The organism is Fictibacillus sp. FJAT-27399 (assembly GCF_001510655.1).
Lineage (GTDB): Bacteria > Bacillota > Bacilli > Bacillales > Fictibacillaceae > Fictibacillus_C > Fictibacillus_C marinisediminis.
Map to the genome: position 1 here is coordinate 67145 of NZ_LMVC01000004.1, position 16119 is coordinate 83263.

The window sequence follows — 16119 nt, forward strand, 5'->3', positions numbered from 1 at the left end:
AATAACATTGAATTATTTCTGAATTTTTGTGTTTTTCTCACGTGTACATTTGTTCAGACTCACATAACATTTTTAAAATTTGAAAGGAGAGTTTGTATGTCAAGTAATGTATTGGATCGCTTCCTGCAAGAAAATTTAGGTGATTTAAAAGAAAAAGGGCTTTATAACGTGATTGATCCGCTGCAAAGCGCGAACGGTCCGAAGATCAAAGTGAATGGTAAAGAACTGATCAACCTTTCTTCAAACAATTATCTTGGTTTAGCAACAGATGAGCGTCTTAAGCAAGCTGCCAAACAGGCAATTGACGAATATGGTGTTGGTGCGGGGGCTGTGCGTACCATTAATGGAACGCTTGAACTGCATGTAAAACTTGAAGAAAAATTGGCAGAGTTCAAACATACAGAAGCAGCGATTGCTTACCAATCCGGTTTTAACTGCAATATGGCTGCCATCTCAGCAGTCATGGATAAAAATGACGCGATTCTATCAGATGAACTGAACCATGCGTCCATCATTGACGGCTGCAGACTTTCCAGAGCAAAAATTATCCGTGTCAACCACTCTGACATGGAAGACCTTCGTACAAAAGCGAAGGAAGCGAAAGAATCCGGACTTTATAACAAGATTATGGTCATCACAGACGGTGTGTTCTCCATGGACGGAGACGTTGCCAAGCTTCCGGAGATCGTAGAAATCGCTGAAGAGTTCGACCTAATTACTTACGTAGATGATGCACACGGCTCTGGCGTACTAGGCAACGGTGCAGGTACGGTGAAGCATTTTGGATTATCTGATAAAGTGGATTTCCAAATCGGTACGCTTTCTAAAGCAATCGGTGTTGTCGGCGGTTATGTAGCCGGTAAAAAGGACTTGATCGACTGGCTGAAAGTAAGAAGCCGTCCATTCTTGTTCTCTACTTCACTGACTCCAGGAGATGTAGCGGCTTGTACAAAAGCCATTGAAATTTTAACATCAAGCACAGAGCTGCAAGAAAAACTGTGGGACAACAGCAAGTATTTGAAACAAGGCCTTGAGAAGCTGGGCTATGATATCGGAAACAGTGAAACACCAATCACACCAGTTATTGTAGGTGATGAAGTAAAAACTCAGGAGTTCAGCAAAAAGCTGAATGAAGAAGGCGTTTATGCAAAATCCATCGTCTTCCCAACCGTACCAAGAGGCACTGGCCGTGTAAGAAACATGCCAACGGCTGCCCATACGAAGGAAATGCTTGATCAGGCACTTGCCATCTACGAAAAAGTCGGCAAGGAAATGGGAATCATCTCTTAATACAGGAACCGGTAATAGATTTGGAGGATGTAACATGAAGAAGATATTGATTACTGGAGCACTCGGGCAGATCGGTTCAGAGCTGGTCATGAAAGCCCGTGATATATATGGCGCGGATAATGTTATTGCGACAGATATCCGTAAGACAGACAGCCCGGTCGTTCAATCCGGACCGTTCGAGATTCTTGATGTAACCGATGCACAGGCGATGGCCGGCATCGCTAAAAAATACAATGCGGATACGGTGGTCCACCTTGCTGCTCTTCTTTCTGCTACTGCAGAAGCGAAGCCGCTGCTTGCTTGGAACTTGAACATGGGAGGCCTGGTGAACGCACTTGAGGTCGCGAGAGAATTGAACTGCCAATTCTTCACACCAAGTTCAATCGGAGCATTCGGTCCTTCTACACCGAAAGACCAGACTCCGCAGGACACGATCCAGCGTCCGACAACGATGTATGGAGTAAACAAAGTGTCCGGCGAGCTTCTTTGTGATTATTACTATCACAAATTTGGCGTAGATACCCGCGGACTGCGTTTCCCTGGATTGATCTCCAATGTGGCACCTCCTGGAGGCGGCACAACGGACTATGCGGTTGAAATTTATTACGAAGCGGTCCGAAAAGGAAGATATACTTCATTTATTGATGCGGGCACATACATGGATATGATGTATATGCCTGATGCGTTAAATGCAATTATTAACTTGATGGAAGCTGATCCGGCGAAACTGGTTCACCGAAACTCATTTAACGTTTCTGCGATGAGCTTTGAGCCGGAACAAATCGCTGCTGCCATCAAAAAGCAGATGCCATCCTTTACGATGGATTATGATGTAGACCCTGTTCGACAGGCGATTGCCGATAGCTGGCCGAATGTCATCGATTCTTCAGCAGCTATAGCGGAATGGGGCTTTAAAGCGGACTATGACTTGGATAAAATGACAGCAGATATGCTGTTGAAGCTGAACGACAAGCTGAATAACAAAGTAGCAAATTAATACGAAGAAAAAGGGAGCCTTAATATGGCTCTCTTTTTTAAAAGGTACATGCTTACTATAGGGGTAATAGACTTGAGTCCTCTTTCAGCATCAGTATGCGAAGTTCAACAAGAAAGAGCATTAATAATATTGCTCTAACCAAGTAATTTAAGAAAAGGAAGGAGACTTGCTTATGGGTGGTTTTGAAGCTTTACAGGTGAATCCTCTGCTCCGGAAAACGTTAGCTGACTATGGTATTGCCCAGCCGACAATGATCCAGGAGCAGGCGATCCCGCTGCTGTTAGAAGGAAAAGATGTGATTGCAAAATCCCAGACAGGAACCGGGAAAACGATGGCTTTTGCCGTACCGATGCTGCAGCGGATTGACCAGGAGAATGAAGCTATCCAAGCACTGATCGTGACGCCGACAAGAGAACTTGCTATCCAGGTGGCGGAAGAAGTAAAAAAGCTGAGCAGTTCAATGGGAATTGATGTCCTGTCCGTTTATGGGGGACAAGATGTTATTCAGCAAATGCATAAACTCGGCGGTAAGGTGCAGGTTGTCATCGCCACACCAGGGCGTTTGCTGGACCATGTAAGACGAGGAACCATTGATCTGTCACACGTCTCCATGCTGGTTTTAGATGAGGCGGATCAGATGCTTCATATCGGATTTTTGCAGGATGTTGAAGAAATTATTGATCAGACACCAGAAGAGAACCGGCAGATGATGCTTTTTTCCGCAACGATGCCTTCTGAAATTGTAAACCTTGCAGGAACGTATATGAAAGATCCAGCAGAGATTACGGTGAAGAAGACACAAATCACCTTAAAGGAAATCAGACAACGTGTTATTGAGACGACAGACCGCTCAAAGCAGGATGACTTGAAGCTGCTTCTGGAGCTGCACCGTCCGTACCTTGCTATTATTTTTTGCCGGACGAAGCGGCGGGTAAGCAAGCTGAATGAAGCTTTGAAGGAAGCGGGATACCAGGCAGACGAACTGCATGGCGATCTTACCCAGGCTAAACGGGAAGCGGTGATGCATGCCTTCCGGCAGGGAGAAATCCGCTACCTGATCGCTACAGATGTTGCGGCAAGGGGCCTGGATGTTGAAGGTGTGACCCATGTCATCAATTACGATATTCCTCAAGATACAGAAAGTTATATCCACCGTATAGGACGAACAGGACGAGCCGGCAGCAAGGGGCTTGCCGTGACGATGGTTGCGGCAAAAGACCGCAATTATTTAGAGTTGATCGAAAAAGGAATTAAGCAGAAGATACAAAAACAGCGGCTGGAAAAACCGGAAAAAAAGAAGGAAGGAAGCCGCTCTGAAACGAATGACAAGATGCAGAGCCGCCGTGCGGGTGCAAGACAGCAGTATCAGAAAAGCAGCAGAAAGCCACGGAGGCGCTGACAACCGTACAGGAGAAGGATCGCATGAAAATTTTACTGGTTGAAGACGATCGCCGTCTCGCACGGTTAATCATGAGGATGCTGGAAAACGAAGGGTACAGGCTGGTTCTGTGTGAAGATGGTGACACGGCATTTGATCGTGCGCTTGAGGAACCGTTTGATATCATAATCCTGGATTGGATGCTGCCAAAAAAAGAAGGTGTCTCTGTCAGCAGGGAGCTCCGGAAAGAAGGCTATCAGGGGGCTATTTTGATGCTGACGGCAAGGGATCAAGTGGATGACCTTGTTCAAGGATTTGATGCGGGGGTCGATGATTACCTTTCCAAGCCGTTTGAATTCAAAGAGCTTTTTGCTCGGATTACGGCTTTAGGGCGAAGAAGAAGCTTTTTATATGAAGATAACTGGGTGATGATCGGTGACCTGCAGCTTGATGTACAGCACCATATGCTTAAACGGGGCGATGAAGAAATTCAGCTGACGCCAAAAGAATTTCAGCTGCTCGTCCTGTTTGCCCGCCATAAGAATCAGGTGCTGACAAGGGAAAGCATCCTTCAGCATGTGTGGGGAGCAGACAGCGATGTGACGATGAACACGCTTGAAGCCTTCATTAAACTGCTGAGGAAAAAGCTGGATCCATCTGGAGAGAAAAAATACATTCAGACCGTCCGAGGCATCGGGTATCGAATGGAGAAAGAATAATGCTGAATCATCTTAGAAAGAAACTCACATGGAACTACAGCAGCTGGTTTTTTGTAACTCTCCTTATCGTCTTGGCCGTTCTTTATTTATTGGTAAAAAGCATGCTGTTTGAGACAGCAAATGAAGACATTCAGGACATCCTGCACTATGAACTGGCGAAATACAAAGATCAGGACGATACTCTTGGAAAAGAGACCTCGCGATCGCTGTATTTTACTGAAACCGTGCAAAAGTTTCCTCATAGAGCAGCCGTACAGCCAAAAGGGAAGGAAGCCCAAGCTTTTCGCGCATTTGTCCGAGGTCAGAAGTGCTGCCGCTCAGAAGGGCAGTTAGAGAGCTTAAGCATGCATTCGAGGGACGAGATGCACATCATTTATGCCAGTGCTCGCATCGACAAAAATACCATGCTTTTTGTAGGAAAGAATATTAGCAGCATTCATGAAAAAATTGAGCATTGGTTCTTTTCCCTTGCCTTAATCGGGCTGGCCGCATTAATTATTTCCGTTATTATGGGAGATCGGCTGGCAAGAAAAGCGATGAAGCCGATCATTCAGAATATTGAAGGGAAAAAAAAGTTTTTTGCTGACGCTTCCCATGAACTTCGAACGCCTATCAGTATATTTTCTGCCGCTCTTGAGGTTTTGGAACAGGAAGAAAAAGATAAACTTTCACCTTTTTCTCAGGAAACGTTGAATGAATTGAAGGATGAGATCCGCCAAATGAACGGGCTTGTCGCCAATCTACTTACACTGGCCAAAGAGGATGCAGGGCAAACTAAGATGAACAAGGCGTCCTTTTCGTTTGCAGAGCTGGCTGAAAAGGTCATCCATCAGTATGAGCGGCTGCATGAGGGTAAAAGGCTGTTTGTCTTAAATATGCCTGATGACAAAATCCTGGTAGAGGCTGACCGGGTAAGAATAAAAGAACTGCTTCATATCCTCCTTGATAATGCCTCCAAATATTCAGATCCAGGGTCTTCTATATACATGACGGTTGAGAAGGAAGAAGGAAGAACCCTGAGCTTTACGGTTGAAGATAAAGGAGCAGGAATTCCAATAGAAGAAATTCCTTATCTTTTTGACCGTTTTTACCGGGTGGAGAAAGGGCGTTCCCGGCAGGCTGGGGGTGCGGGTCTTGGATTGTCCATTGCAAAGGTGATTACAGACCTTCATCATGGGACGATTGGGGCTGAAAGCGAGCTGGGAAAAGGTACGGCATTTACAGTGAAGCTGCCTATTTTATCGTAAAACTTTTGAGGAACTTCCGTTTTTTCAGCTAAAATTCAGTTTCTACTTTTATCATTAGTTTACGAATACTAAAAGGAGCTGACCAGTATGTTATCTACACCGCTTCATCCTGTGCTTGTACATTTTCCGATTGCGCTGCTGATCATTGGAGTTTTGGCGCAGATTATTGCGATATGGAAGAAACCATTTTTTGATCAAATGGCGCTGTACTTGTTTTCTTCAGGTTTTGTTATGGGAATTGTAGCCTACATTTCCGGTGACGGAGCTGAACACTTCCTAAGAAAACAGGTCGGTCACAGCATCGAGAGTGGCGTTCAACCGCATGAGACGTATGCGCTCATCACCCTTTTCATATTTGGGGCAGTTATACTGCTTAAATTGCTCCATCGCTTTCGCCTGATTCCGCCACTAATGCCGATCGTGCTTATTCTCTCTCTTGCAGGAGCAGTAACGCTTTCGATTACAGGCCATTATGGAGGAAAGATGGTCTATCATCCGGAATCGATAAAAACAACGTCGAACCATGAAGAATAAACGTTCCATGTGAAACATTTGTCATGATTTTAATTTAATCTTTAAACTTTGTTTAAGCTGTCCTTTTAAAGGAAATAAAGAATTTAGAACGGTAAAAAAGTCGCCGAACAGGCGGCTTTTTCATTTCGTACAGGGATAAATCGTGAAATGGAAGAGCAAGAAGTAAATTCCAAAAATATGAACATTCTTTGATAAATATGTGATAAACTAGTGAAATTTACATGAAGAACTTATGACAGTTCATAAAAGATGGTCTATTTTTGGGGGAAATTTGTTATTATGTGAACGAAAGCACAAACTTAGTAAGTTAACAGTGAGAAATCTCACATATATGTTTACAGGAAGGAAGGTGGGCCTAGTGTTTAAGCGGTTAAGACCGTTTTTTGCGTTAGGACTTATGCTGTCCGTATTTTTCTTAGGCGGTTGCAGCAATTATATAGTTCTAGATCCGAAAGGACCTGTTGCGGCTCAGCAGAAGGATCTTATTCTTTATTCTATAGGATTCATGGCACTTATTCTACTTGTAGTGTATATCCTGCTCACGGTGATTGTTGTTAAATACCGTGAAAACAGAAAAGATATGTCCAACTGGGAACCTGAACAAGAGGGAAGCAAGAAATTAGAAATACTCTGGACGGTTATCCCGATTCTTATTACAATCGCTTTGTCTATTCCGACGATTAAGACCATTTATGATCTTGAGAAACCGCCACAGGCTTCTGCGCACCAAGAACCGATCGTCATTACGGCGACGGCAGTTGACTGGAAATGGATTTTCTCTTATCCGGAGCAAGGCATTGAAACCGTCAACTACATTAATATCCCGGAAGACCGGACGGTGGAATTCAAGCTGACTTCAGCAGATTCCATGTCGTCATTCTGGGTTCCTGCACTTGGGGGTCAAAAGTACGCGATGCCAGGTATGGAAACAACGCTTTATCTGCAGGCGGATCATAAAGGCAAATTTGCAGGTCGAAATGCAAACTATAATGGTGAAGGATTCACCCACCAGATTTTTGATGTGAATTCTGTTTCACAGACTGATTTTGACAAATGGGCAAAAGATACGAAGAGCAAGGCGCCTGAGTTGTCTAAAAAGCAGTATGATCAGTTAATGCTTCAAGGCGAAGCCAAGAAGATGACATTCTCATCTACACATTTAAAATGGGTAGATCACGCTAAAGATAGAGACTATGCAGTGAAGACCCGTGAACGCTTAGGAGTAGTTCCGCAAAACCCGCACGGTTCAAAAGCGAAAGATGCGAACAAGCCGGAACAAGACTCTCATGGGGAATCTCATTCTCATTAATAGAGGAGGCACTAAATTATGAAATGGGATGAATTTTTTGTTACCGGTGACCCGCTGATTTACGGTGCGGACGTTTCCATCGGTTTAACAGTAATCGGACTTCTATTTTATCTGACATATTTTAAAAAATGGCAGTGGCTTTGGAAAGAATGGCTCACTACCGTTGACCATAAAAAGTTAGGAATCATGTACATCGCTTCTGCGGTTCTTATGCTATTCCGCGGTGGTGTCGATGCATTGCTCATGCGTGCACAGCTTGCTGTACCGGATGCAAAATTCCTTGATGCCCAGCACTATAACGAAATCTTTACAACACACGGTACGATCATGATCATCTTCATGGCGATGCCGTTCTTGATTGGTTTGATCAACGTAGTTATCCCGCTTCAAATTGGAGCACGTGACGTTGCATTCCCTTATTTGAATGCCGTAAGTTTCTGGACGTTCTTTATCGGAGCAATGCTCTTTAACATCTCGTTCGTTATCGGTGGATCACCATCTGCCGGCTGGACAAGCTACATGCCGCTTGCCGGTAATGAGTTAAGTCCTGGACCAGGGCAGAACTACTACTTGCTCGGTCTTCAGATCTCCGGGATTGGTACCCTGTTAACGGGTATTAACTTCCTGGTAACGATTTTAAAAATGCGAGCGCCAGGCATGACATTGTTCAGAATGCCAATGTTCACTTGGTCTGCACTCATTACTATGGTCATCATCGTGTTCGCGTTCCCTATTCTTACAGTAGCGCTTGCACTTATGACATTTGACCGTTTATTCGGAGCTCATTTCTTCACGCTTCAAGGAGCGGGGATGGATATGCTATGGGCGAACTTGTTCTGGCTTTGGGGCCACCCGGAAGTATACATCGTTATCCTTCCTGCATTCGGTTTGTTCTCAGAGATTATCAGTACATTTGCCCGCAAGGTGCTTTTCGGTTACAAAGCGATGGTATGGGCGATGGTCCTTATCGCAGCATACAGCTTCCTGGTTTGGGTCCATCACTTCTTCACAATGGGCTCAGGAGCAGCAGTTAACACTGCATTCTCGATCAGTACCATGCTGATTGGTATTCCGACCGGTATTAAGATCTTTAACTGGTTGTTTACGATGTACAAAGGTAGGATTTCATTTACGACACCAATGCTTTGGGCACTAGGATTTATCGTAAACTTTGTTGTCGGTGGAGTAACGGGTGTCATGCTTGCGATGGCTGCAGCTGACTACCAGTACCATAACACGTACTTCCTTGTATCTCACTTCCACTATGTATTGATCGCCGGAACAGTCTTTGGGTGTTTCGCAGGACTTGTATTCTGGTATCCGAAAATGTTCGGCTACAAGCTGAATGAACGTATTGGTAAATGGGTATTCTGGTTGTTCATGATCGGATTTAACGTATGTTTCTTCCCGCAGTATTTCCTGGGCCTTGATGGAATGCCTCGCCGTGTTTACACGTACAGCGCAGCATCAGGCTGGGGAGATCTTAATATGGTCTCTACTGTAGGAGCGTTCGTGATGGGTATCGGATTCCTTGCCCTTGTTTATAACATCTACTACAGCTTCCGTTACTCAGAGCGTGAAAACGCTGGTGACTCTTGGGGTCTTGGACGTACACTTGAGTGGGCAACAACGTCAGCTGTACCGCCACACTATAACTTTGCGGTTACTCCAACTGTAAAAGGTTTGGATCCGGTTGAGACTATGCGACATGAAAACCATGATGTAACACCAAAACTCGCTGATATTAAACCGATTCATATGCCTGATAACTCAGGAGTACCATTTGCTATGGCGTCCTGCTTCTTCGTTGCAGGTTTCGGATTAGTGTTCGAATGGTACTGGATGGGGATTGTCGGATTGATCGGCGTATTCATTACCCTAATCATCCGCTCATTTGATAAAAATGAAGGTTACTATGTAAGTGTTGAAGAAATAAAAGAAACTGAACGGATTACCGTTTAAAGGAGGCGTGAACAATGGCACATGCAGAAGTACACGATCATAACACGCCTTTAGAATATCAATCAGAAACCGGGCGCTTGAATATTCTCGGTTTCTGGATATTCCTTGGGGCGGAAATTGCGTTGTTCTCTACGTTGTTTGCAACCTATCTCACTCTGATGTACAGAACTGGAGATGGACCTACACCACATGAGCTCTTTGAACTCAAAGGTGTATTGATTGAAACATTCCTGCTGTTGACCAGTAGTTTTACATGCGGTATTGCGATTCATGAAATGCGTAAACGCAACAGAAAAGGACTATTTGTCTGGATGATCATCACGCTCGCACTTGGGGCTGGATTCCTGGGCTATGAAATCTACGAGTTCGTCACTTACGTACATGAAGGTGCTGCATTAGGAACAAGCGCGTTCTGGTCTGCGTTCTTCGTTATCGTAGGAACACACGGACTTCACGTAACAATGGGTATTGCATGGATTACCTTAATCTTGATACAGGTGGCAAGACGAGGATTAACGCCTCAGACGTCAGCGAAAGTCTTTATCTCAAGTTTATATTGGCACTTTCTTGATGTTGTGTGGATCTTTATCTTCACTGCCGTGTATTTGACAGGGATGGTGTTGCACAATGGCTAATCCACAAAATCAAGCTGTATCAAACGAACATGGCGGCATACCTTGGAAACACGTGGTTGGTTATATCCTGTCCATCGTTCTTACTGCATTAGCTCTATGGGTAACATTTAAAACAGGCTTTTCTAAACAAACCATTCTTATTATCATCTTTATCTTTGCGTTCTTGCAAGCGGCTCTTCAGCTTCTCATGTTCATGCATATGACAGAGAGCTCCGAAAAGAGCAGCTCGCTTACCGGCAAAACCCAGACAGGAAACATCTTGTTTGCTGCATTCATCGCGATCGTTATCGTTGCAGGTACTGTATGGGTTATGTGGGCGGGCCATGCTAAGCATGACCATCATAAAATGGAAATGGATCATGGCAAGACGGAGATGGATGGCCATAAGATGGATAAAGACATGGAAGGTATGGATCACTAAATCTTCCTATAGAAGCACAAAGAAAGCTCCTTGCAGAATTCCTGCAAGGAGCTTTTTTATGGTTACTTATTTAGATTCACGGTAAATTTTACGTCGTTCTCTTTCACGACGGATAAACGGGATCGCATAGATTTTGAAAGCTGCAACATGAGCAAATACCACGTTGGCTACAAACACGATATTGAACAGCAGATGAGCCAGCGGATTCAAATCTCCTGCCAAGAAAAGCGCGACATAGAGCCACATGATCGCGATAAACGGAATCTGCCATAAAGCAAGCTTTCTATGATCGTGCCATAGGAATAGCGGAGTAGCCGTGGCCACGAATAGATATACAACATACACATCCATTACAATCAACTCCTTAAGTAGATGACAGCGTTTGCAATTGTGACGAAGTTAGGTCTGTTTTGTGAACATTTTGTTACATTTAGTATACCACGTTTTCTAAAATATACTACAGAAAATTTAGAAAATAGGACTATTTTCTATAAAAAATTCCAGTTATACAGTTAGCTTGTAAGCTTTGATGCCGTGTGGCATAAATGTTTCGGGTTTTTAGGGTTGAGAAGAAATCTGAATACTTAGTTAGAATCAATTATTTTGAGTTAGAATCAATTACTGGTCCTTTTGGTACAATTATCTCCTTCCTTCGTTCAATTATTCTCTCATTTGGTTCAAAAACGGCAAAAGAGACGCTTTTCCTTATAAAAAAGGGGCTGTCCAAGAAGTCTGTAAGCTGTTGATTTCCGTTCCAGGCCGCTCGCTTTTACCGGCGCGAGCTCCTACTTTCGCGGGGCGTGCGGTGAGCCTTACCGGCGTGAACGCCTACTTTTTGGTGCAAGCACCGGCGGGAGTCTCACCTGTCACGCTAGTCCCGCAGGACAAGGAAGGCTCCGGCAGCTTTTTATCGCACGAAGAAAATGTGAAGTTCATTTTCGAGGAGTCTCGCATCTTCCACTTCAATTAACTTTTCATTGAAGATTTTTCAAGCCAAAAAAGGGCTGCCTGAAGGTCAATTTTCGACTTTCTGGACAGCCCCTTTTATAGCACTACCGATTATCTGATCTGTCCGTCACCGGTCATGCAGTATTTTGTCGTCGTGAGCGCGGGTAAGCCCATAGGGCCGCGTGCATGAAGCTTTTGGGTAGAGATGCCGATTTCAGCCCCAAAGCCTAGCGCAGACCCGTCAGTGAAGCGTGTAGACGCGTTATGGTACACGGCAGCTGCATCGATGCGGCTCATAAAGACTTCAGCTGTGCCAGCATCTTCTGTGACGATGGCTTCTGAATGCTTTGTACCGTAGCGGTCGATGTGTTCAATCGCTTCTTCCGTGCTCTCTACGGTTTTGATCGCGATAGAAAGGCCAAGGAATTCTTCTGCCCAATCCTTATCGGAAGCTGGAACAGCATCGGCGAAGGCAGAAACAACAAACTCGTCGCCATGAACGGAAATTCCATGTTCCTTCAGCACGTTCTCCAGCACAGATTGATACTCATTGAGCCAGTCTTTATGAACGATCAAGGTCTCTGCTGCGTTGCACACCGCAGGACGGTCGGTTTTCGCATTAATGAGTATATTGAGGGCTTTCTCCAAATCAGCCACTTTATCAACGTAAATATGGCAGTTTCCAACGCCTGTTTCAAGAACAGGAACCGTCGCTTCGTTCACAACCGTATTGATTAAAGAACCGCCTCCGCGTGGAATCAGTACGTCAATATGTTCTTTCATCGTAAACAGCTCACTTGAGGCTTTTCTATCTGTTGTTGCAATCAATTGAGCGGCATCAGCAGGAATACTGGTTTTAGCCAGCCCCTGCTGAATGACCTGGATAATGGCCTTATTGGAATGAATGGCGCTTGAACCGCCTTTTAAGACAATTGCATTACCTGACTTTAAAGCTAAGCCGGTAGCATCCACAGTGACGTTTGGCCGTGCTTCATAAATCATGCCAATCACTCCGAGCGGTACACGTCTTTGTTCAACCCTCATTCCGTTGTCGAGGGTCCATTCACTGACAGTCTCACCGACAGGGTCATCCTGGCCAGCTACTTGTCTGAGTCCTTCGGCAAAATCTGCAATTCTTTCCTTTGTAAGAGAGAGTCTGTCCATAAAGGCTTGGCTGAAGTCCTTCTCCCTGCCGATCTGCAAGTCTTTTTCATTTTCATTTAATATAAAGGAAGCCTGATCTTCAAGCTCATCAGCTAATATGAAGAGCGCCTCGTTCTTATCCTTTTCACTCAGTATGGCAATTTCTTTTGAGGCCTTTTGCGCTGCCTTCGCCTGTTCTTTTACATTGGTTTTATTTTTCACTTCAGATTCTAAAATACTCATCCAACGCCTCCTTAAGATAATAGTGGTACAGCTAACTGGGTGTGGCACACAAGATCAGCATTATGAATGGCTTCTTGCGGATCAACATCGATAATGTCCGCGATCTCGTCATTGGAATGCCCTTTAATCTTGATCAGCTGTCTTGAAGAATAATTGCTGACACCTAGGCCGATCTGTAAGCCGTCCAAATCTTTAATTCGCACAACGGCACCTTTTTTAAAATAGCCTTCTACATATTCAATGCCGTCAGGATACAGGCTTTTGTGTTCTGCAATCTCGTCTTTTGCCTCATTCGATACAATAATTTCTCCTTCAGGACCGGAATGAAAAGCAATCCACTGTCTTCTGACATCCAGGTTTTCTGAGTCGTCTTTTGGTGTAAAGTACGTTCCTTTGGCTGTTTCCTGAACCGCATTATAAATAATGTGGGGTACTGCTGCATCCCCTAAAAATGAAGGAATGCCCGATGCCATCGCAATCTTGACAGCATCTATCTTGGAACGCATGCCGCCGGTTCCGACCTCACTTCCGGACTCACCGGCTGAAGCTTCAATTTCTGGTGTGATCTCATATACTTCTTCTAAAAGTTTTGCGTCTGGATTGCTTCTTGGATCATCTGTATATAACCCGTCGATGTCTGATAAGATCAGCAGCTGATCGGCATTTACAAGCCCTGATACTTTTGCTGAAAGGGTGTCGTTATCACCGAACTTCAGACGTTCAACGGTAATCGTGTCATTTTCATTAATTATAGGAACGATACCGCGATCCAATAATACGTTTATCGTATTGCGCGCGTTGTTGTATCGTTTTCGGTCAGAAAAATCACTTCTTGTAATCAAGATTTGTGAAGCTGTATAGCCATGGGATAGGAATCGTTCAGAATAAGCTTCCATTAACAGCCCTTGGCCGATCGATGCTGCAGCTTGTTTTTCTGGAAGAGAAGTTGGTCTCGCAAGGCAGCCGAGCTTTCTGTAGCCGGCAGCCACAGCGCCAGAAGAAACAAGCAGTACTTCATGTCCTTCATCTTTAAGCATGACAATCTCGTCGACCAAACGTTCCAATTTTCTGCGGCTGATTTCTCCATGCCTGCTTGTCAGTGAACTTGAACCGATTTTTACCACAATTCGTTTATTTTTAGTAGTAGATAAATTCAACTCTTTCACTCCTCATTTCCTCGTTTTTTCCCGTTCAATAAGCAACGGTTACGAGTATAACGAAGCTTCAAAATCGATACAACCGCTCATGCCGAGATAGTGCGGATACGGCCCAGAAAGAGAGAAAAACGGAGGATGCATGCTTTAATCGGACCAAAGGATGTGACAGGGTATGAGGGAATGGCAGAGGGAGAATTATGGAAGAATAAATCTTGCGGAAGATGCAAGAATCTGGGTGATTTTTAAAAGAAGCAGGCAAGCGAAACCTTTGGCATGTAAGGGTTTTCATTCGTTTTCATAAAAAAACAAGCTCAATGGGTGAGCTTGCCTTCAGTCATTTATTTTGTTGGCGGGATGACCCGTTTGATAAAGAAAGAAAGAATCAGGGCGACAACAGCTATACCGGTCGCGACCATAAACGAATCATTGATCCCGTCGATGGCTGCTTGTTTGGCTGCAGTTCCATAGATCACTTGAATGCCAAGCGAACTTCCTGCTCCTCCAGGTAACCCTGCAATCTGAGCAAGTCCTTGCCCGAGCGCTGAAAGCTTATCAGCGATGTATGGATTTGCGCTCGTCACTACATTGGAATAGTCCGCCATGTGATACTCCTGGCGGTTGGAGAACACGGTAACGAGAAAAGCTGTACCGAGTGACCCCGCAACCTGGCGCATCGTATTGGAAGTGGCTGTTCCGTGGCTGTTTAAGTACCGCGGCAGCTGGTTCATTCCTGCTGTCATGACGGTCATCATCAAGAAGGACATACCGAACATACGGGATACATAAAGGAACAGAATATGTCCATACGTGGTATCGGTCGATAGATGGCTGAAACCCCAAGTGGTGATAACGGTAATGGTTAATCCGACAATCGCCAGCGGCCTTGCTCCAATACGGTCAAAGATCGCGCCGGATATTGGAGACATGATGCCCATGATGATCGCTCCAGGAAGAAGTAAGAGCCCGGATTCAAAAGGCGTGAATCCTCTGATGTTCTGCAGGTAAATGGGAAGCAGGATCATGGCGGCGAACATGGCCATGTTGATGATCATGCTGATGACGGTCGTTAAGGCAAATACATCATATTTAAAAACTCTCAGGTCGAGCATCGGTTTGTCAGTCGTCAGCTCTCTATACGTGAAAGCGACAAGTGAAACGATACCGATGATAATGCTCGAAAGGACGATGGTGCTGGTCCAGCCTTTGTTTCCTGCTTCACTGAATCCGTAGAGCAAGAATCCGAAACCGAGCGTGGAGAAAAGGAACCCCGGGAAATCGAACTTAGGGCTTGATTTCTTGATAACGTCCTTCATCCATGCAAAAGCAATAATAAGGTCGATCACACCAAAAGGAATAATGATATCAAATAAAAGTCTCCAGGAATAATTTTCAACGATATACCCGGAGAGCGTAGGGCCGATGGCTGGTGCAAACAGCATGGCAATCCCCATGGTTCCCATCGCCTGGCCGCGTTTTTCAATCGGGAAAACAGTAAGGAATACGGTCATCATCAACGGCATGATGATTCCAGCTCCTGCAGCCTGAACAACCCTTCCCGCCATCAGCATGCCAAAGGTGGCGGAAAGCGAGCAGATGACCGCTCCGGCTGTAAAAAGGAACATAGCGGTAATAAATAGCGTCCGTGTCCCAAACTTTTCAATAAGATAAGCGGTAATCGGTATACATACACCGTTAACGAGCATATAGCCTGTTGAAATCCACTGCACCGTGTTGGCAGAGACGTTCAAGTCGTTCATGATGTGGGGAATGGCTACATTCAGCAAGGTTTGGTTCAAGATAGCGATGAAGGCACCGAGCATAAGAACCGTAAGTATCTTGCCAACGTGAATCGGCTCATCTTTTTTACCGCTTCCCGTCCGCTGAAGCGAGCGCTCTTCTGTATGCTTTTCTGCAGCAGATGTTACATACTCAAGTGCAGGCTCGGAAACGGCTGTATCCTCAAGTGTTTCATCAATGAGGACGTTGGACTCATCCGGATGGCCCGTAGCCCTTTCCGAGATCAGTTCGGTCTCTTCGCCCAGTTTTTTGCGTTTTGAGCGGATGGCCATATAGTTAACGGTCAGCAAAAGTATAACGCATAGGATGGCGTAGCCTGTTAAATAGATTGACATCATA

Annotated in this window: 15 protein-coding genes; 11 read left to right on the forward strand and 4 right to left on the reverse strand. The window is 44.9% G+C overall.

Annotation, left to right across the window (positions count from 1 at the left end; genetic code table 11):
* The first annotated feature begins 96 nt into the window (after positions 1-96).
* The 10 genes from AR335_RS16960 to qoxD all read left to right on the forward strand — a co-directional run bounded on the left by AR335_RS16960 (position 97) and on the right by qoxD (position 10492).
* Positions 97-1290 carry a glycine C-acetyltransferase gene (locus AR335_RS16960; protein ID WP_062238139.1) on the forward strand — a complete coding sequence of 398 codons (1194 nt, stop codon included), beginning with the start codon at positions 97-99 and terminating at the stop codon, positions 1288-1290.
* Positions 1291-1324: 34 nt separating this feature from the next.
* On the forward strand, positions 1325-2287 hold the full coding sequence (locus AR335_RS16965; RefSeq protein ID WP_062238141.1) for an L-threonine 3-dehydrogenase: 963 nt from the start codon (positions 1325-1327) through the stop codon (positions 2285-2287).
* 172 nt (positions 2288-2459) lie between these two features.
* Positions 2460-3686, forward strand: coding sequence for a DEAD/DEAH box helicase (locus AR335_RS16970; protein WP_053356364.1), 1227 nt, complete (start codon positions 2460-2462; stop codon positions 3684-3686).
* Between the two features lie 23 nt (positions 3687-3709).
* Positions 3710-4384 (forward strand): response regulator transcription factor, encoded by a 675-nt coding sequence (locus AR335_RS16975; protein WP_062238143.1) that lies wholly within the window; start codon positions 3710-3712, stop codon positions 4382-4384.
* Entirely contained in the window at positions 4384-5631 is a 1248-nt protein-coding gene (locus AR335_RS16980) for a sensor histidine kinase (protein ID WP_062238145.1), read from the forward strand. The genes AR335_RS16975 and AR335_RS16980 overlap by 1 nt, the downstream gene beginning before the upstream one ends.
* Before the next feature lie 87 nt (positions 5632-5718).
* Entirely contained in the window at positions 5719-6165 is a 447-nt protein-coding gene (locus AR335_RS16985) for a DUF2231 domain-containing protein (RefSeq protein WP_062238147.1), read from the forward strand.
* Between the two features lie 358 nt (positions 6166-6523).
* On the forward strand, positions 6524-7474 hold the full coding sequence (gene qoxA / locus AR335_RS16990; protein ID WP_062238149.1) for a cytochrome aa3 quinol oxidase subunit II: 951 nt from the start codon (positions 6524-6526) through the stop codon (positions 7472-7474).
* Between the two features lie 18 nt (positions 7475-7492).
* The gene (gene qoxB / locus AR335_RS16995) at positions 7493-9436 is read left to right on the forward strand and encodes a cytochrome aa3 quinol oxidase subunit I (protein ID WP_062238151.1); all 1944 of its coding nucleotides are present in this window, start codon (positions 7493-7495) and stop codon (positions 9434-9436) included.
* A 14-nt stretch (positions 9437-9450) separates the two neighbouring features.
* Complete coding sequence (gene qoxC, locus AR335_RS17000) at positions 9451-10071, forward strand: cytochrome aa3 quinol oxidase subunit III (RefSeq protein ID WP_053356370.1); 621 nt, start codon at positions 9451-9453, stop codon at positions 10069-10071.
* Positions 10064-10492 carry a cytochrome aa3 quinol oxidase subunit IV gene (qoxD, locus tag AR335_RS17005; RefSeq protein ID WP_082316082.1) on the forward strand — a complete coding sequence of 143 codons (429 nt, stop codon included), beginning with the start codon at positions 10064-10066 and terminating at the stop codon, positions 10490-10492. Before qoxC ends, qoxD begins: the two co-directional genes overlap by 8 nt.
* A 66-nt stretch (positions 10493-10558) precedes the next feature.
* Here the strand turns inward: qoxD and AR335_RS17010 are convergent, their stop codons facing one another.
* A complete protein-coding gene (locus tag AR335_RS17010; RefSeq protein WP_053356371.1) occupies positions 10559-10843 on the reverse strand; it encodes a spore morphogenesis/germination protein YwcE in 285 nt (94 codons plus the stop codon).
* A 391-nt stretch (positions 10844-11234) separates the two neighbouring features.
* On the opposite strand from AR335_RS17010, the gene AR335_RS24310 reads away from it, so the two are divergent.
* On the forward strand, positions 11235-11462 hold the full coding sequence (locus AR335_RS24310; RefSeq protein WP_156419059.1) for a hypothetical protein: 228 nt from the start codon (positions 11235-11237) through the stop codon (positions 11460-11462).
* A gap of 89 nt (positions 11463-11551) precedes the next feature.
* Here AR335_RS24310 and AR335_RS17015 read toward each other — a convergent pair whose 3' ends face one another.
* The 3 genes from AR335_RS17015 to AR335_RS17025 all read right to left on the reverse strand — a co-directional run bounded on the left by AR335_RS17015 (position 11552) and on the right by AR335_RS17025 (position 16115).
* Entirely contained in the window at positions 11552-12826 is a 1275-nt protein-coding gene (locus AR335_RS17015) for a glutamate-5-semialdehyde dehydrogenase (protein ID WP_062238153.1), read from the reverse strand.
* 11 nt (positions 12827-12837) lie between these two features.
* Positions 12838-13983 carry a glutamate 5-kinase gene (proB, locus tag AR335_RS17020; RefSeq protein WP_053356373.1) on the reverse strand — a complete coding sequence of 382 codons (1146 nt, stop codon included), beginning with the start codon at positions 13981-13983 and terminating at the stop codon, positions 12838-12840.
* Positions 13984-14321: 338 nt separating this feature from the next.
* Positions 14322-16115: a DHA2 family efflux MFS transporter permease subunit gene (locus tag AR335_RS17025; protein ID WP_062238155.1), complete on the reverse strand. Its 1794-nt coding sequence runs from the start codon at positions 16113-16115 to the stop codon at positions 14322-14324.
* Positions 16116-16119: the final 4 nt, after the last annotated feature.